The sequence below is a fragment of the Myxosarcina sp. GI1 genome (genome assembly GCF_000756305.1).
Classification (GTDB): domain Bacteria; phylum Cyanobacteriota; class Cyanobacteriia; order Cyanobacteriales; family Xenococcaceae; genus Myxosarcina.
The window spans coordinates 16,091-30,913 of sequence record NZ_JRFE01000001.1 but is presented as its reverse complement, the minus strand read 5'-3'; the positions used below and the strand labels follow the sequence as shown (position 1 = coordinate 30,913).

General features: G+C 39.1%; 15 protein-coding genes. 6 read left to right on the top strand and 9 right to left on the bottom strand.

Annotation, left to right across the window (positions count from 1 at the left end):
* The first annotated feature begins 398 nt into the window (after positions 1-398).
* The gene (locus KV40_RS00150) at positions 399-1,310 is read left to right on the top strand and encodes a DMT family transporter (protein WP_036476615.1); all 912 of its coding nucleotides are present in this window, start codon (positions 399-401) and stop codon (positions 1,308-1,310) included.
* Between the two features lie 235 nt (positions 1,311-1,545).
* On the opposite strand, the gene KV40_RS00145 is transcribed toward KV40_RS00150, so the two are convergent.
* The 8 genes from KV40_RS00145 to KV40_RS00105 form a co-directional block, all read right to left on the bottom strand.
* Positions 1,546-3,180 (bottom strand): ABC transporter substrate-binding protein, encoded by a 1,635-nt coding sequence (locus KV40_RS00145; RefSeq protein WP_253274112.1) that lies wholly within the window; start codon positions 3,178-3,180, stop codon positions 1,546-1,548.
* 11 nt (positions 3,181-3,191) lie between these two features.
* A complete protein-coding gene (locus KV40_RS00140) occupies positions 3,192-3,542 on the bottom strand; it encodes a hypothetical protein (protein WP_156113888.1) in 351 nt (116 codons plus the stop codon).
* Positions 3,543-3,760: 218 nt separating this feature from the next.
* A complete protein-coding gene (locus KV40_RS00135) occupies positions 3,761-4,216 on the bottom strand; it encodes a hypothetical protein (RefSeq protein ID WP_036476609.1) in 456 nt (151 codons plus the stop codon).
* A 53-nt stretch (positions 4,217-4,269) separates the two neighbouring features.
* Entirely contained in the window at positions 4,270-5,304 is a 1,035-nt protein-coding gene (locus KV40_RS00130) for a lipopolysaccharide assembly protein LapB (RefSeq protein ID WP_172657206.1), read from the bottom strand.
* 308 nt (positions 5,305-5,612) lie between these two features.
* Complete coding sequence (gene nblB, locus KV40_RS00125; RefSeq protein ID WP_036476607.1) at positions 5,613-6,272, bottom strand: phycobilisome degradation protein NblB; 660 nt, start codon at positions 6,270-6,272, stop codon at positions 5,613-5,615.
* 61 nt (positions 6,273-6,333) lie between these two features.
* Positions 6,334-6,798, bottom strand: a complete 465-nt coding sequence (locus KV40_RS00120; protein ID WP_036476605.1) for a CBS domain-containing protein — start codon at positions 6,796-6,798, stop codon at positions 6,334-6,336.
* 117 nt (positions 6,799-6,915) lie between these two features.
* The gene (locus KV40_RS00115; protein WP_036476604.1) at positions 6,916-7,236 is read right to left on the bottom strand and encodes a hypothetical protein; all 321 of its coding nucleotides are present in this window, start codon (positions 7,234-7,236) and stop codon (positions 6,916-6,918) included.
* A 203-nt stretch (positions 7,237-7,439) separates the two neighbouring features.
* Positions 7,440-8,345 (bottom strand): sulfotransferase domain-containing protein, encoded by a 906-nt coding sequence (locus KV40_RS00105; RefSeq protein WP_036476599.1) that lies wholly within the window; start codon positions 8,343-8,345, stop codon positions 7,440-7,442.
* A gap of 405 nt (positions 8,346-8,750) precedes the next feature.
* Between KV40_RS00105 and KV40_RS36505 the strand changes: the two genes are divergently transcribed.
* From KV40_RS36505 to KV40_RS00080, 5 genes are read left to right on the top strand one after another with little or no spacing between them, the layout of a single operon-like run.
* Positions 8,751-10,160 carry a glycosyltransferase gene (locus KV40_RS36505; protein ID WP_052055202.1) on the top strand — a complete coding sequence of 470 codons (1,410 nt, stop codon included), beginning with the start codon at positions 8,751-8,753 and terminating at the stop codon, positions 10,158-10,160.
* Between the two features lie 3 nt (positions 10,161-10,163).
* Positions 10,164-11,075, top strand: a complete 912-nt coding sequence (locus KV40_RS00095) for a glycosyltransferase family A protein (protein ID WP_072013740.1) — start codon at positions 10,164-10,166, stop codon at positions 11,073-11,075.
* Between the two features lies 1 nt (position 11,076).
* Positions 11,077-12,366, top strand: coding sequence for a hypothetical protein (locus tag KV40_RS00090; RefSeq protein ID WP_036476592.1), 1,290 nt, complete (start codon positions 11,077-11,079; stop codon positions 12,364-12,366).
* A complete protein-coding gene (locus tag KV40_RS00085) occupies positions 12,359-13,192 on the top strand; it encodes a glycosyltransferase (protein WP_036476589.1) in 834 nt (277 codons plus the stop codon). Before KV40_RS00090 ends, KV40_RS00085 begins: the two co-directional genes overlap by 8 nt.
* Before the next feature lie 42 nt (positions 13,193-13,234).
* On the top strand, positions 13,235-13,567 hold the full coding sequence (locus KV40_RS00080) for a DUF3291 domain-containing protein (protein WP_036476586.1): 333 nt from the start codon (positions 13,235-13,237) through the stop codon (positions 13,565-13,567).
* Positions 13,568-13,606: 39 nt separating this feature from the next.
* Here KV40_RS00080 and KV40_RS00075 read toward each other — a convergent pair whose 3' ends face one another.
* A complete protein-coding gene (locus tag KV40_RS00075; RefSeq protein WP_036476584.1) occupies positions 13,607-14,806 on the bottom strand; it encodes a hypothetical protein in 1,200 nt (399 codons plus the stop codon).
* Between the last annotated feature and the right edge of the window lie 17 nt (positions 14,807-14,823).

The following is a 14,823-nucleotide window of genomic DNA, read 5'->3' as shown; positions in this document are numbered from 1 at the left end:
TCTAGTTTTGCATAATGCCTAAATTTATCTTAGGCGATCGCTTCTTATTTTTACTGGTACGGTTTCGAGTGATTTTTAATAGAACAGTTTGGATATACGGAAAGTGTACTAGCTAGTTTTAAAAAATTTGTACCTTCTTATTATTTATTTTTTGGGTAATACTGTTTTCAATTGTTTTAATTCAAGCAACATAAAAATGAAAACTTTTGTAGACGACTCAAATTTTTGTTACCCAAATTCAGAAAATAAAATTCTAAAAATCTTACGAATTTTTTGGCAATTTAGTAATTTTTATGCAGCATATCGTGCCAGCATTTATTTGAATTGCGATCGACACAAAAAAACAAATAATCAAATTGATGACTAAATCTGTATTTATATGTAATTGCTAAAAACAAATGTTATATTCGCGATCGCGACACGAATTTGCTGGCTTTGGCTACGGTTTTTTAGGAATATTAATTTTTAGTCTTACTTTGCCAGCTACCCGTATTGCTGTTTTAGAATTAGATCCAGTTTTTGTCGGTTTGGGTAGAGCGGTTGTAGCCGCAATCCTGTCACTAATTTTGTTAATTGTAACTCGCCAAAAGCTACCACCCTGGCGGTTTTTGCCTAGATTTATTATGACGATCGCTGGAGTTGTAATTGGGTTTCCCGTACTATCGGCGATCGCTATGCGAAATGCTCCTGCTTCCTACGGAGCAGTTATTATCGGACTTTTGCCGCTGGCTACTGCTTTTTGGGGAGTTTGGCGTGGCAAGGAAAAAGTATCTATGACCTTTTGGATATTTGCACTTTTAGGAAGTGGACTAGTAATTTGCTTTGCTCTCATATCTGGAGCAAGATCGATTACTTTTGTCGATCTGGCTTTGTTTGGAGCAGTAGTAGCGGGTGGTATCGGGTATGCTGAAGGAGGAATTTTAGCTCGCTCTTTTGGTTCTTGGCAAGTTATATGCTGGTCGTTAGTACTCTCTCTACCAGTCCTGCTACCAATTGTTATCGAACATTCACCTACTTCGCTTGATTCTATTTCTTTAAATGTCTGGCTGGGTTTTCTTTACGTCAGCGTTTTTAGTATGTTTTTGGGCTTTATTGCCTGGTATCGAGGTTTGTCTATAGGTGGTATCGCTCGTGTTAGTCAAATTCAACTTATTCAACCGTTTCTGACAATTCTGGCATCGGCAATTTTGCTTGATGAATCTCTAACTTTTACCACACTTGGTTTTGCGTTAGGAGTAATTATTTGCGTAGTATTAAGTAAGCGCGTTCTAACAAGTAAGCTACAAAAAAAAATCAAATTAAAAACCTAGAGCTGCTTGGTCTTTATGAGTTTTGCTAAAGAACTGGCAGAACAAACGGCTGGGACTTACTATCATTTATCCAAAGCTACAGACTTTTGATATCGTTGTCACCCCGTCAGATGAAATACAAAAAAAATGTTATGCATAAGCTTGAATTAGGAAACAGAAAACAGGAGTCAGGATTCAAAGGAATTAGAGTACTACTTCGCCCTTCAAGGCAAGGAAGCATCGCTTCGCTGTATAACTATTCTCGATTTGGTTGGTTATGACTAATAGTCCAAAAAGGAAAGTTTTGACTGGGATTAATCGTAACGCCATTAATATTACTTTGAGCAAAAGCATAGTCTTCGGTCTGCCATAGAGGAACATAGGGGACATCCTCGGCAAGAAGCTGTTGCAGTTTGACAAATATAGCCTGACGTTGTTCTGAGTTTTGTTCGCTTCTTTCGGCTTCGATTAACTGATTGGCGCGATCGCTGTAGTAAAATGAGCCTCTACTTTGTGCCGCACCTTCCTGGCAACCTTTTTTAGTGGAACCTTTGCTACAGCTTAAAAAGGGTTGCAGATAATTATCTGGATCGAGAAAGTCGGGATACCAGTCTACCAAAGCCGAAGGATAGATTCCCTGGCTGAGATTGCTAAAGAAGGATGCAGATTCGACACTACTAGGAATAAACTGAATTACACCGCCTAATTCTAAATCGACATAAGCTTTTATTGTTTCGGCAACAATTCCCCGCGTAATCGAACCAGAGGGATACCAAATTTCGACAATTGCAGGATTAGCTGCCGAGTAACCAGAAGCTTGTAAAAAACTTTTGGCTTTATTGACATCAGCATCGCCATAAAGCGTTTCAAAAGTTGGCTGATAGGAATCAAAAGCTGTAGGCAGCAAACTGTAAATTGGTTCTGCCTGTTCCTGTAAGACGCGGCGATCGATTAAAGCGCGATCGATCGCAGAAGCGATCGCCTGACGGACTTCTAAGCGATCTAGAGGCTGTTGTTGCAGATTTAAAACTAAATAGTTAACTACCGTTCCCGAACCTGCGATCGCCTGCCATTTGTCTTCTGCTACACCATCTATTAAATTATTAATCTGATTGGGATCTAGTGATTGATATGCTACATCAACAGCACCCGTACGAAAGCTATTAAATAGATTTGCCGAATTGCCTGCATATATTTGGAGATCTACGCCTTCATTGGCTGGCTTTTCACCCCAATAGTTTGGGAAAACATCCAAACTAATGCCATCGCTACCAAACTGCGTTAGCCTGTATTTACCCGTACCGACTAAGATATTGGGACTAAATTCTCCCGCACCTATTTTGTATGCTTGAGGCGACACCGCACAAGCACCAGGAAATGCCAGCAAAGCAGGAAAAGCGGCAAAAGGCTGTTTTAAAGAAATTTGCAGTTCGTACTCTCCCGTAACCTCGATGTTTTCTACAACATCTCCCAGTAAAAACGCAGGTTGACCGCCGTTAGTAATAAAACGGTTGAGAGAAAATGCCATCGCTTCGCCATTAAAAGCCGTCCCGTCGTGAAATGTAACACCCTGGCGTAGTGGTATGGTGTAGAGCAAACCATCTTCGCTTACTTCTGGTATTGCCGTTGCCAATAGAGGTTTGATTTCTGTCGTCCCTAATTCGTAGGTATAGAGACTTTCTGCTACATTGTAAATAATATTTAGTCCTGCCAATTCATAACTATCGGCAGGGTCTAAAGTACGTGCCTTGAGAGTCGTTCCAATGGAAATACGATTGTTGTCGGGTGTCTGAGTTGCGGTTCGATCTCCGCTACAGCCTACAGCTAGAGCAAAACACAGTACAAATAAAGCTAAATAGCGAAAGGTTTTACGTAAATTGGCGATCGCCATAAACATTGCCGCTAGTTATTTCCTTCGAGATTACGCATAAACAGACGTTCGCTATGGGGTAAAGATTCATCAGATTCAGAATTTTTAGCTTTATCTGCCAGAGAGTTAAGCTTTTTGCTAGCTTTGTTGCGAGCATTATCGAGCAACTCATCGCCATTTTCAGACTTACCAAAGCGATTTTTTACGTCATCTTGTTCGACTACCCTATCTGCCGCAGTTTCAGCTTGGCGTACAGAATTTTCGTAATTTGTATCTGCGATCGCTGTTGAGTTGAAGGCAACTATAGAAATGCTCGAAATTATGGCGATCGATAAGACTAATTTAAACATTCTCCGCAGTAGCAACTGACAAAACTTCAACATAATTTCCCTTCGATGATTGCTGCTAGTAAAAATTCATCTGAATCATGATAGCAATAAAAAAATACTTTCAGTAAAAACTTTGTAATGAGACATATAGCAGTTTTCAAACTAAAGAAAAATAAATGAGTGCGATCGCTTTGCCACAATGAGCGAACCTTTGTATCTTTGTCAATATTTCTCAAATAACCACTTTAATCCACAGTGTTGTATCTTTCTTCTCAACGTAGAGCCTTCTGCAGTTTAGTTTGTAGTTTGCCAGGAAACTCATAGTTGACCCACTTCTCTTTATAACCATCGAGTCCATTTATTGTTAAAACTCGTTGTGATGCTGAAAGAACTGCTCCTGCGAATGTTTTTAGTCTACACTCTGCTTCTAAAATTACCTCACCTTCTTCATCGGGGCGATCGCTCCAAGTCTCATTAAACCAAAGAATAAGAACTTCGAGCCTATCTCGCGTCACTCGCTTGAAACGCCATCTATATTCCCCAGATTCCTCTGTAAATGATGTTGTTGCTTCATTAGTACCTTTTACTATAAGTGTAACTGCATCGAGTAAATCAGCTAGAGCATCAGATAAATACGAAGCGGTTAAACGTGCTTGTCGATCGCCAATTTTAATAATGCACTCTGACCAGCCTTTTCCTATCAAGTTGTATCGAACAGAAATTGTCACAATTGCCAAACCAGCACTTTAAGTTGATGTTTAATACCGAACAAATTAAATTTTTAATTACTTGGTTTTAATTCTTCAATCAGCGAAGCAACCTTTTCAGCTTTTGCAGTATTATTAGTTTCTTTGTATAGCTGCAAAGCTCGATTCAAAGCGACGATCGCTTCACGGTTGCGACTTCTGGCTTTTAGTGCCAAACCCAGACCATAATAGCCAGCAGGATTATTAGGAGTCATTTCGGTTAAATGTCGATAGGCAACAACTGCCTGTAAATAGTCTTGTTGAGCTAGATAAATATTGCCAAGTTTTTCTTGCGCTACAGGTGAGTTTGGCTCAAGCGCCAAAGCCTGCTTGTACTCAGCCAAAGCTGCATCCAAATCTCCTATCCGTAGCAAAACTTCTCCTGTTTTAAAGTAGAGAGCCGAGTTTTGGGGTTCGAGACGTTTGGCATCGAGTAGAGCCTGTAAGCCTGCCGCCATATTTCCCTGTTTTAATAAAGCCGTAGCTAACATCAATCGCAATTCGCCTAACTGAGGTTGTTTGGCGATCGCCTCTTTTAACATGGCTGCTGCTTCATCGTAGCGTTCCCGATCGAGCAAAATTGTCGCAATTACTTGATAAGCTTTAGAGTAATTGGGTTCGAGGGCAAGAATGCGGTAATAAGTATCGAGAGCCCGGTCGTATTTTTGCTCTCGTAACTGCACTACTCCCAAACCAATATAGTTTTGTACATTTGTGGGAGCCAGGGCGATCGCTTTTTCATAAGCGGCAGCAGCTTGAAGATTTTTGCCCGCATTACCCAAACTGTAGCCCAGGGCGTAGTAAAGCTGAGGATTATTGCGATCGAGGGCGATCGCTTTTTCATAAGCGGCGACCGCCAACTGATAATTGCCTTTCTGAGCCTGTAAGTAACCAATTCCAGAAAAAATTTGCGGATTGCTGGCATCTAAAGATGCAGCGCGTTCGTAAATAGCCAGAGCGCGATCGTAATCTTTGCCTTCGACATATTTTTTCCCGTCAATCAATAGCTGGTTTAGTTCTGCTGGGTCAGCTTGAGCGATAATTAATGGCTCTGTGTTGTCCGTTAGCAAAAATCTCTCGCTGGCGACTGCTTCAGAGAGGGGAAGCCCACAAATTGCGATCGACAACGATAAACAAGATTTTAAAAGAATCGATTTTATCACGATGACTAGCTACAATCTTTTTCTCTGACATCACAATTAACAAATCGCTCTGAATTTTACTAGATGCCAAATTATGTAAATTATGGCTTGGCGCGTGTATTGTTGCCACCTAAATTTTTGGTTTAATTAGCAATGAGCAACTTTTCAATGAACAACTTTTCAATGAACAATGAGCAATGAGCAATTATCAACGGATCGCTAAACGCTGTTCATTGTCAATTGAGATTGTTTTTAGCTTCAGCAGCAACTTGCTCTACTTCATCTTTACTCAGCTTGGCAATAGTAACATGAGCTTCTTCGCCGCCCAATCTACCTAAAGCCTGAACCAAACGATAGCGTATTTGCCAATCTTCATTGTCGGCAAAAGGAATTAACAACGCAACGGCGCGAGTATCGCCCAATTCTCCTAAAGAACCAATTGCTGCCGTTTGCAACAAGTTGTTATTAGAGTTTAGAGCTTCTTCCAATAGCTCGAAGCCGCGTTCGTCTCCCAACTCACCTAAAGCAGCAATAATACTGAATTGAATCAGCCACTCTGAAGTTTGATGGTACATGTTTGCTAGATCTTCAAACGCTTCAACCAACTTCAAACCGCCAATAGCATCTGCTGCTGCCGCCTGTACATCTGGTTCGGGATCGTTATGCAGGCGATCGCGCAATAGTTCTAAAGAAGTGTCTAAATTATTTTTACCTAAAGTATCTAACTGACTAACTGCGGCGTAACGTACGCGGGTATTCTTATCTGTTATCATCGGCTGAATCATTTCAAATGCCACATCAGGCTCTATTTGTCGTAATTGGTTCAAACCTCGAATCCGCTCGCCGAAATTTTCTGAATTTAATAATTCTTGGATTGATTCTGGAGTAACACTCATGTTTTAAAATCTCTATCCGATTGCTGATTAAATTTATGTCAAACTACTTTGCTAAAACAATTTATTCTTCTAAAGACATCATTCTGATTACATCACTTTGAGTAATCATGCCTACAATTTTTTGAGTTTCTTTGTTTACCACTGGCAGACGACGCACCTTTTTTTCGTGCATAATGCGTGCTGCGGCACGTACCGATTGCTCTGGTGAAATGGTTACAGGTTTATCGTTCATTACATCACCCACAGTTTGCCCTAGTGCTTTATGAATTTCTTTGTTGTGACGTGCGGGATTTTGGAGATAAATTACGCTATCGAGAAACATGATATATGGTGGCGTTTCTACACCCGTTTCCTGCCACATCAAATCGGATTCTGAAATTATTCCCACTAGTTTTCCCGTATCATCCACTACTGGCAAACCGCTAATCTTTTTTTCCGCCAAAATTTTAATTGCATCTTGCAGCGGTGTTTGAGGTTTTACTACGGTAGGGTCGGATGTCATTACATCAGCGACAGATTTATTCATGCTTTAGCTTTAAAAGGACTTGTTCGATCTTGTTGTCAGTTTAATTAATGTAGCGCGATCGATCCGAACTTAAACACAAACCGTTATTAAAATTAGCAGTTACCATACTCAAAATCCCTAAAAGCGACAATAGCTAGTAAGGGGTTCGCTTTCCTCTAGTTCTGCGACAGTTTTAACTTGTTTGATATATCTAATCCTGCCATCACTCATCGTCATTGGTTTGGGTAGCGCGTCAAAAGCCTCTTGCTTTGCTCGATGAGCCGCTTTAGCTTTTAATTCGAGTAGTGAAACTGGCATGACAATAGGCCAAAATAACGCTGCTGTAAATGCTGCTTTGAAGTGGATTAAATCATTTATAGAAGCTTCTTTATCCGCCACAATAGCTAATAACAGAACGAGAAAATAACCGCCTGAAATTGATAAATAGGTAAATAACATAACGACAAACAATCAATAATATCTATCTTTAGATATATTTTAAATAGACTAAATTAGGTTGTAAAGCTGAAAAAGCTTTAATAAATAAAGTAACAATGAAATAACTCCGTTTTTTAATGAAATAACTATGTTTTTTGATAATTTTAATTTTCTTGTCTTTGCCCAGGTAAGAAAAAATAAACCGCAATAATTCGTAGAGTAGATTAGGGCTTATCATACCAGACAGATAGATCTAATGATGTCAGCCGCTCGGTTTCTTGGATGTCGGGAAGGAAAAGCTCCCACAGCTTTTGTTCGACGGAATGAGAAAATTGAGGCATTGACTTGCTATGCCAAAATTTACTCAAAATGCGATTATCTATAATATCAATAGTCTTACAGACGAGCTTGCCCACTGGTGAAACGGATGGCTTGGCATATAGACGAGTCCGATCTTGATTATAGTCGTATAAAAAATAATTTTTAAGAATACGCAAACGCAAACGCTTGAGAGAATAGTTAACAGCTTGAGGACGGCTATTTAAGTTTTCAGGCACAAATTCTTGATTAACGCCTAAAAATGCCAAAATTTCTTGTATTGTCTCTAATGGTTGTGACTTGACGCGATCGTGCGTGGTTATAAACAGCGAAGAGCGAGGAAAGATATCTAGATAACGCCGTAACCCATGAGCATACAAGGAAAAATCTAGTATTTCACCGCTTCTTTTCCAAGTTTGCTGCATTTTACCTTCCAGCAACTCACTCATTCCCGCATCTAAGTCTTTTAGTGGTGCAAAACCACCGCTAACATAATGAAAATAAGCAGAGCGAGTCCGATCTAATGGGTGGCGTAAAATTAGCAAAATTTTAGGTGTATTTAGTTCGTCGTAAAGCCTTTGAGGTACTTCCGATCTGCATAGATAACTCGGACGCTTGATTCCGATAATAGCTTCCTGGCGATCGCCAATTTTTTTATATAATTGCTTTGCCTCACCTGCTTCGAAATTGGGTGATTCAAAAGCTGGTGTTTCTCCCTCTGGTAGCCAAATATCTGGATGCTCCCGAAGACAATGATGTAAGAATGTAGATGCCGATTTTTGTGCGCCGATAATGACAAAATTGGGTTTCATTGAGGGTTACATCCAATAAAGCATCAGTTTAATAGGTAATGGGCAATGGTGAAAAGTCAAGCAAAACATAATTAAGTCAAGTACTACATGTAGAGTTTAGTTAGTTTAACAACGCTATATACAAATAAGAATTGACTTTTAAGCGATCGCATTAGAAAAAGTAAATCGAGCTTAAAAGCTTATGGCTTATGGCTTAAAGCTTAGAGCTAAAAACCGATTGACAAACAACACATATCCTTAACTTGTCACGATTGGGTAATGGGTAGTAGTCTCGTAACTTGTCACCAATAGGTAATAGGTAATTTTCTCAATTTTAACTACGTGTATGTCATGATATCGAGGATTGTGCCTTACGACAATTCGCTTTTTATCGCTTTTTATCGGAGTTTGCTTAATTCTTTTAACATGAACTTAGAAACTATCGATCGCTCATCTACTAATTCTAGTTATCTTACTTTTTTCAACCAGTTAGAATTGGGAGTTGAATTTGAAGCGATCGCGGCAATCTCGTCACATACTACCAGTAATCTTGTAGGGTGGCAGGGTTTATCATCTTTAGTTTGTTCTACTCGGCAGCAGCAAATTTATGATGTGGATTTACGTTATGCCTGGGGACGAGAGATATTTAGCCAGCATTTAATCGATTTTGGTTGGACAGAAGAGATTTTAATGTTTCGCAAACCTTTTGCCGAATCAAACAGCCGACATAAATTAATTATTTACCTCTGCGATGCTGCTACAGGATTAAATACTGCTAATAAAATCGATCGCGTAAGAAAAGAATTTTTAATTGGGGAATACTGGCAAACTGTAACTCACATCTATTTACAATTAGATGCTTTGGAGGCAACAAACTCGGACTTTATTGCCAATTTGTCTAACAAACTGACATTACCTTCAGATAAACCCAAAGCTGAGAACTACCTAACTATCGATCGCCTGGAACAATCCCTTGTAGCCGAAAAGCAAAACTATCTTACTAATAAATTATTACTTCCCCTTCAACCAGATAGAAAGAAAGAAGGCGGTATGCGTACCAAAGGTATGTACAAACAAGCTACTCCCGAACGTCCGCTGATTTCGATAATTACGGTAGTGTTTAATGGCGAAAAATACTTAGAACAAACTATTCAATCTATTATTAACCAATCTAATGAAAACCTGGAATACATCATTATTGATGGCGGTTCTACAGACAAAACTTTAGACATTATCGAGCAGTATGAAGGGCAAATCGATTATTGGGTGAGCGAGAGCGATCGCGGTATCTACGACGCAATGAACAAAGGTACTAAAGCAGCATTGGGTTCTCATACTTGGCATATTAATGCCGACGATATTTTGTGGCGATTGCCAGATTCAGAAATAGATTTTACAAAAGCTAATTTAGCGGGTGCGGTGTCGATCTTTCACCCCGAAGAACGAGTCTGCAAGCTGAGATTGCCTCATTCGCCAGAACGCGATCGAGAGCTAAACATAGTCAAATATCCTTTTTATCATCAAGGATTTATCGGTCTGAGGAATCAAAATTCCTGGTTTGATGTAAATTATCAGATTATTGCTGATAATATTCTGATGGCAAAAAAAATTACTACAGAACCAGTTGTAACCACCAATAAAATTTTGACCATTCATCGCCGAGAAGGTATATCGGCAGAAAATAATGAAGCGATCCAACAAGAATTACAGCGAGCGATCGCTCGAAGCTCAAATCTTCAGGTTCGCGCACTGCTTGGGAAAAAGATTATTTATTCTAAATTGAGAAAAATCGCTAAGTCTTTGGGTTTGGTAAGTCTAAAAAGAAAATATTTTTAACCTATGAATTCCCTCCAAGTTTCTGTTATCGTTCCCACTAAAGATAGACCGCAGATGTTAGATAGAGCGGTTCAAAGTATCTGTTCGCAAACTACTTTGCCAGCAGAAATTATTATTGTCGATGATGCTTCTGTGGCTTCTTATCCAGAGATTATCGAACAATTAAAAGAGCGATCGCCAGTACCCCTTATCTATCACAGAAATTCGCAAAGTTCGGGTCCTGGTGCAACTCGTAACCAAGGTGCTAAGCTGGCTTCGGGTAATGTTCTCATGTTTTTAGACGATGACGATCTTTGGCTGCCAGAAAAGATTGCCAATCAGCTAAATATTCTTACCGAGCATCCAGAAGTAGGATTGGTTTATGCGGCTCGTTCTGTGGTCGATGAAGCTGGTAATAATCTGTTTCAAATAACTCCCAAGCTAGCAGGTCAAATATATTCGCAGATGCTGCAAAAAAATCACGTCGGCGTAACCTCAAGCGTGGCGGTGCGGAAAGATTTATTTCTAGAGGCAGGAGGATTCGATCCTGAAATCGCGGTGCGGGAAGATTACGAACTTTGGATCAGATTGTCTAAGGTAACAAAAATTGCTTTCGATCCTCAAGCTACTGTTCTGTGGACGGTACACAGCCAACCCAGAAAACAAACTAGTAGCAAACCAGAAATTTACGAAGCGGCAGTTGAAAAGATTTTGCAAAAATACCAGCAGGATCTTAAGTCTCTACCATCCAAGCAAGCAAGACAAGCAATTGCCTCTCACTATACTTTGATTGCCGACAAATACTTACTATCAGGTTCGCCACGCAGATATAGATATGTGTTGCGTAGTTTACTTCAGTATCCTTCTGTAGCGGCATTAGCTCGGCTTTTACCCTATACTCTCTATCTACGCCTGAGAAAAAATTACTCCAATTAGAATGAAATCATTTAATCCCCTAGAGCGAACCATAGCTAAGACTCTCGATCGCTTTCCCCAGATAAAACAAGTTGCTAAAAGTACCTATCAACGCTTGAACTATTGGTATTATGGCGATCGCAATTTTTCTTTAGCACTCCACCCACGAGTAAAAATCTCGACTCCCTGGCAGTGGTGTAATGTCGAGGAGACTAAAGGAGAACTATTTTTTGGCTATTATGACAAATCTCCCTGGTCGTCAGATATGTCCAAGTTTATCTGTCATCGACTGCAAAGCGATCGCCAAGTAGAAATTATTATCTACGACCGCTACAAACAAACGGTTGAAGTAGTGGCAACTTCTAAGACTTGGAGTTCGCAACAGGGAACTATGGTTCAATGGCTATCTAATTGCGACGATAAACAAATAATTTTTAACGATTTGGTAGAGGGAAAACTAGCAGCCAGAATTATTTCCTTAGCGACAAAAACTGAAGACATGATTCCTTTTCCCATTCAAACGCTGCATCCCAACGGGAAAGAAGCTCTGACTCTTAACTACAAACGCTTGGCTCGTCTGCGTCCCGAATATGGCTATGAGGTCGATGCTAGTAACTTTAGTGACGATTTGCCTTTAACAGAAGATGGAATTTGGCACGTCGATTTAGAAACTGGGAAAGGTAAATTAATTATTAGTTTGCAAGATTTAATTGCATATCAATCTCGTCCTGAAATGACTGCCGCCGAACATAAAGTAAATCACATTATGTATTCTCCTCAAGGCAGTAAATTCGTGTTTATGCACCGTTGGTTGAGCGAGCGGGGTAAATTATCGCGACTTTATGTTTCCGATAGTGACGGTAGCAATCTGCAACTCTTACTCGATGAGGGGATGATTTCTCACTACAGTTGGTATGACGAAGCATATCTACTGGCTTGGGCGAGAACCAAAGCGGCAGGCGATCGCTACTATTTAATTGATGTCACTAATGGTAAATGGCAAATAACTGGTAAAGAAGTTTTAGACATCTATGGCGACGGACACCCTTCTTTTTCTCCCAACCGACGCTGGATCGTTACCGATACCTATCCAGACCGTTCTCGTCAGCAGCATCTACTGTTATGCGATTGCCAAACCCAAAAAACTCTCGAACTAGGGCGTTTTTTTGCACCGTTAAAATACAGTGCGGGGCAACGCTGCGATCTTCATCCTCGCTGGAGTTCCGACGGAAATATAATTTCGATTGATGCGACTTATGAAGGTAAACGTTACAGTTACTTTATCGATATTGCGGCAATAGTTAATGACTAATTCTTCAGAACCTTTAGTTACAGTCTTGATGAGCGTTTATAACGGTATGCCTCACCTGCCAACCGCTATAGACAGCATTTTGCAGCAGACCTTGACCAACTTTAAATTTATTATTGTCGATGATGCTTCTACTGACGGTACGGCTAAAGTATTAAGAGATTTTGCCCAAAAAGATTCTCGCATCGAAGTTGTTACCAATCAGCGCAATCGAGGTTTGGGATACAATTTAGCTCGTGGAATAGCAGCAGCCACAACCCCTTGGGTGGCGCGAATGGATGCCGACGATGTGGCAGTACCACAGCGTTTGGAGTGGCAACTGGCGTATGTAAAAGAACAACCTGAAGTCGATATTTTAGGGGGCTACGCTCTAGATATGAGCGATCGCGGCAGAATTTTAGGTCAGCGTAAGGTTCCTACCAATCACCAGGATATATGCCGTTTGGTCTGGACTAATCCCTTTATTCACGGGACGGTAATGCTGCGACGCGAGGCAATCTTACGAGTAGGCTCCTATCGTCAAAAACTATCTAAACGTCAAGATTACGAACTGTGGTTTCGCTGCGTTAGATCGGGACTCAGATTTGCCAATCTACCCCAACCGCTGATTTACTATCGCTTTTCCGATAACACTTTCACCCGCAATAACTGGCGCGTAGCTCTTACTCACGTTCGTATCGGTTGGCGCGGTTGTTGGCAGGTAAAGGCTGCTCCTTTTGCTTATTTAGCCATTACCAAACAGTTAGTCGTGGTTCTATTGCCTCCTCCTCTGAGAACTTTAGTTTACAACTGGTTGAAGCAGTTCGATCCTAGAGCTAAAGTTACGTAATATTTCAATATTTGTTTTAATTCGTTTATTAAAATTCTACAAATGATTGCCTCAACTACTAAATACACTCTCAAAGAAATACCTGCTTTTTTAAGGTTTGCAATTTTATCTTTAAAGTCTATATATCAAGCCCAAAATTCTAATGGTTTAATTGCAATTAAAATTCGAGTCAGGGATTTTAGAACTCTGACAGTTTGGGAAAGTATGGAAGATATGAAAGCTTTCCGCAATTCTCAAGCACATTTTAAAGCTTTACAAGTTTCCGATAGATTGGGCTTCAATCAAACTCATACTTGGCATACAGAACACATACCTAATTGGTCGGAAGCGATCGCGCGAATAAATGAAAAACTGGCTGGAAACAGCCAAACATAAAAATTTCGTTATCATATAAATTAAACACCTATTTTCTAGCTAACGCTCTAATCTTATTTTCATTTCTCTAGCTATTTGTTCGACTTTTTCTACTTCACCAGGAAAACCTTGTTGATACTGTTTTTGTTCTTGGCGAATATTACGTGTATGCGATTCAACATTATGAATATTAATTATTTTACCAAAATCTTCAGAAACATCCTGACTTGCATCCTGACCGAGTAACCGAGCTAAAATCATTTCGCCAACTTTTTTTTTGTAGTGAGAAGAATCCCAGTACCAGTGCATATTTCTATCTTGTATTTTTTCAGTATTAATGCGATTATATCCGCTAAAACCCCATAGCATATAATTATTCTTGCTATTATTTTTTGATAATTTGTTTGTCATAGTTGTTAATTGTTTTTTCCAGTTTTCATATAAAGAAAAAAGATTTAGTATTCGATATACTTCTAGTTGATGAGCATGGGTAGGAGAAATAAATAAATACAGCTTGATATTATTCTTTTGGCAATCTTTGACAATTTTTTCTATAAGTTTTAAATTATATTTAATATTGCTTTTTTGTGGCAAAAGGTTTTCTTTTTCACCACCAACTAAAGCAAATACATGTTGAGTGTGTTTTTCAAAATTATCATGATAATTACCAATGAAATAATTATTTTTTCTAAATCCTTTATCTGTATAAACAAAACTATAATCATGTTTTTGAGACTTTATTGTTTTCCAAGAAAACTCAATATTTTGCCAGGTAAATAAATTTTTCCAATTAGCTAAATAGATATTGTTTCCAGTAAACTTAGATAGCTCAAAATCTTTTATACCTCGATCGGCATTTAGTAAAAAAACTTCAAAATCTAAACCTAAAACAACTGCTTTTAGATCTAAATTTTTTTGTGCATATTTAAAAATATGATAAATTTCATAAATATAGGCGCGAGGTAATCCAGCATTATAAGCAGAAAAATCACTAAAAATAGGGCTTTCAGGATCGATTCCCTGTATTACTCTAGAGCTTCCTAAAATAAGAGTGTCGTAGTTTCTTTCAGTAATATCAATAGATTTAATGCGTCGCATTGCTGACTTAACTATTGAAGGATCTTTTCGATCTAAACCAGGAACTTCAACTAAACGATAAATATTGTAGGGATCGACAATTAAATTAAAACTAGCAACTGTTAATAATCCAGAAATAAGTATCCCAAAATAGACTTTCAGATAAAACCTAACAGAATTCATATTTTGAAATTAATATT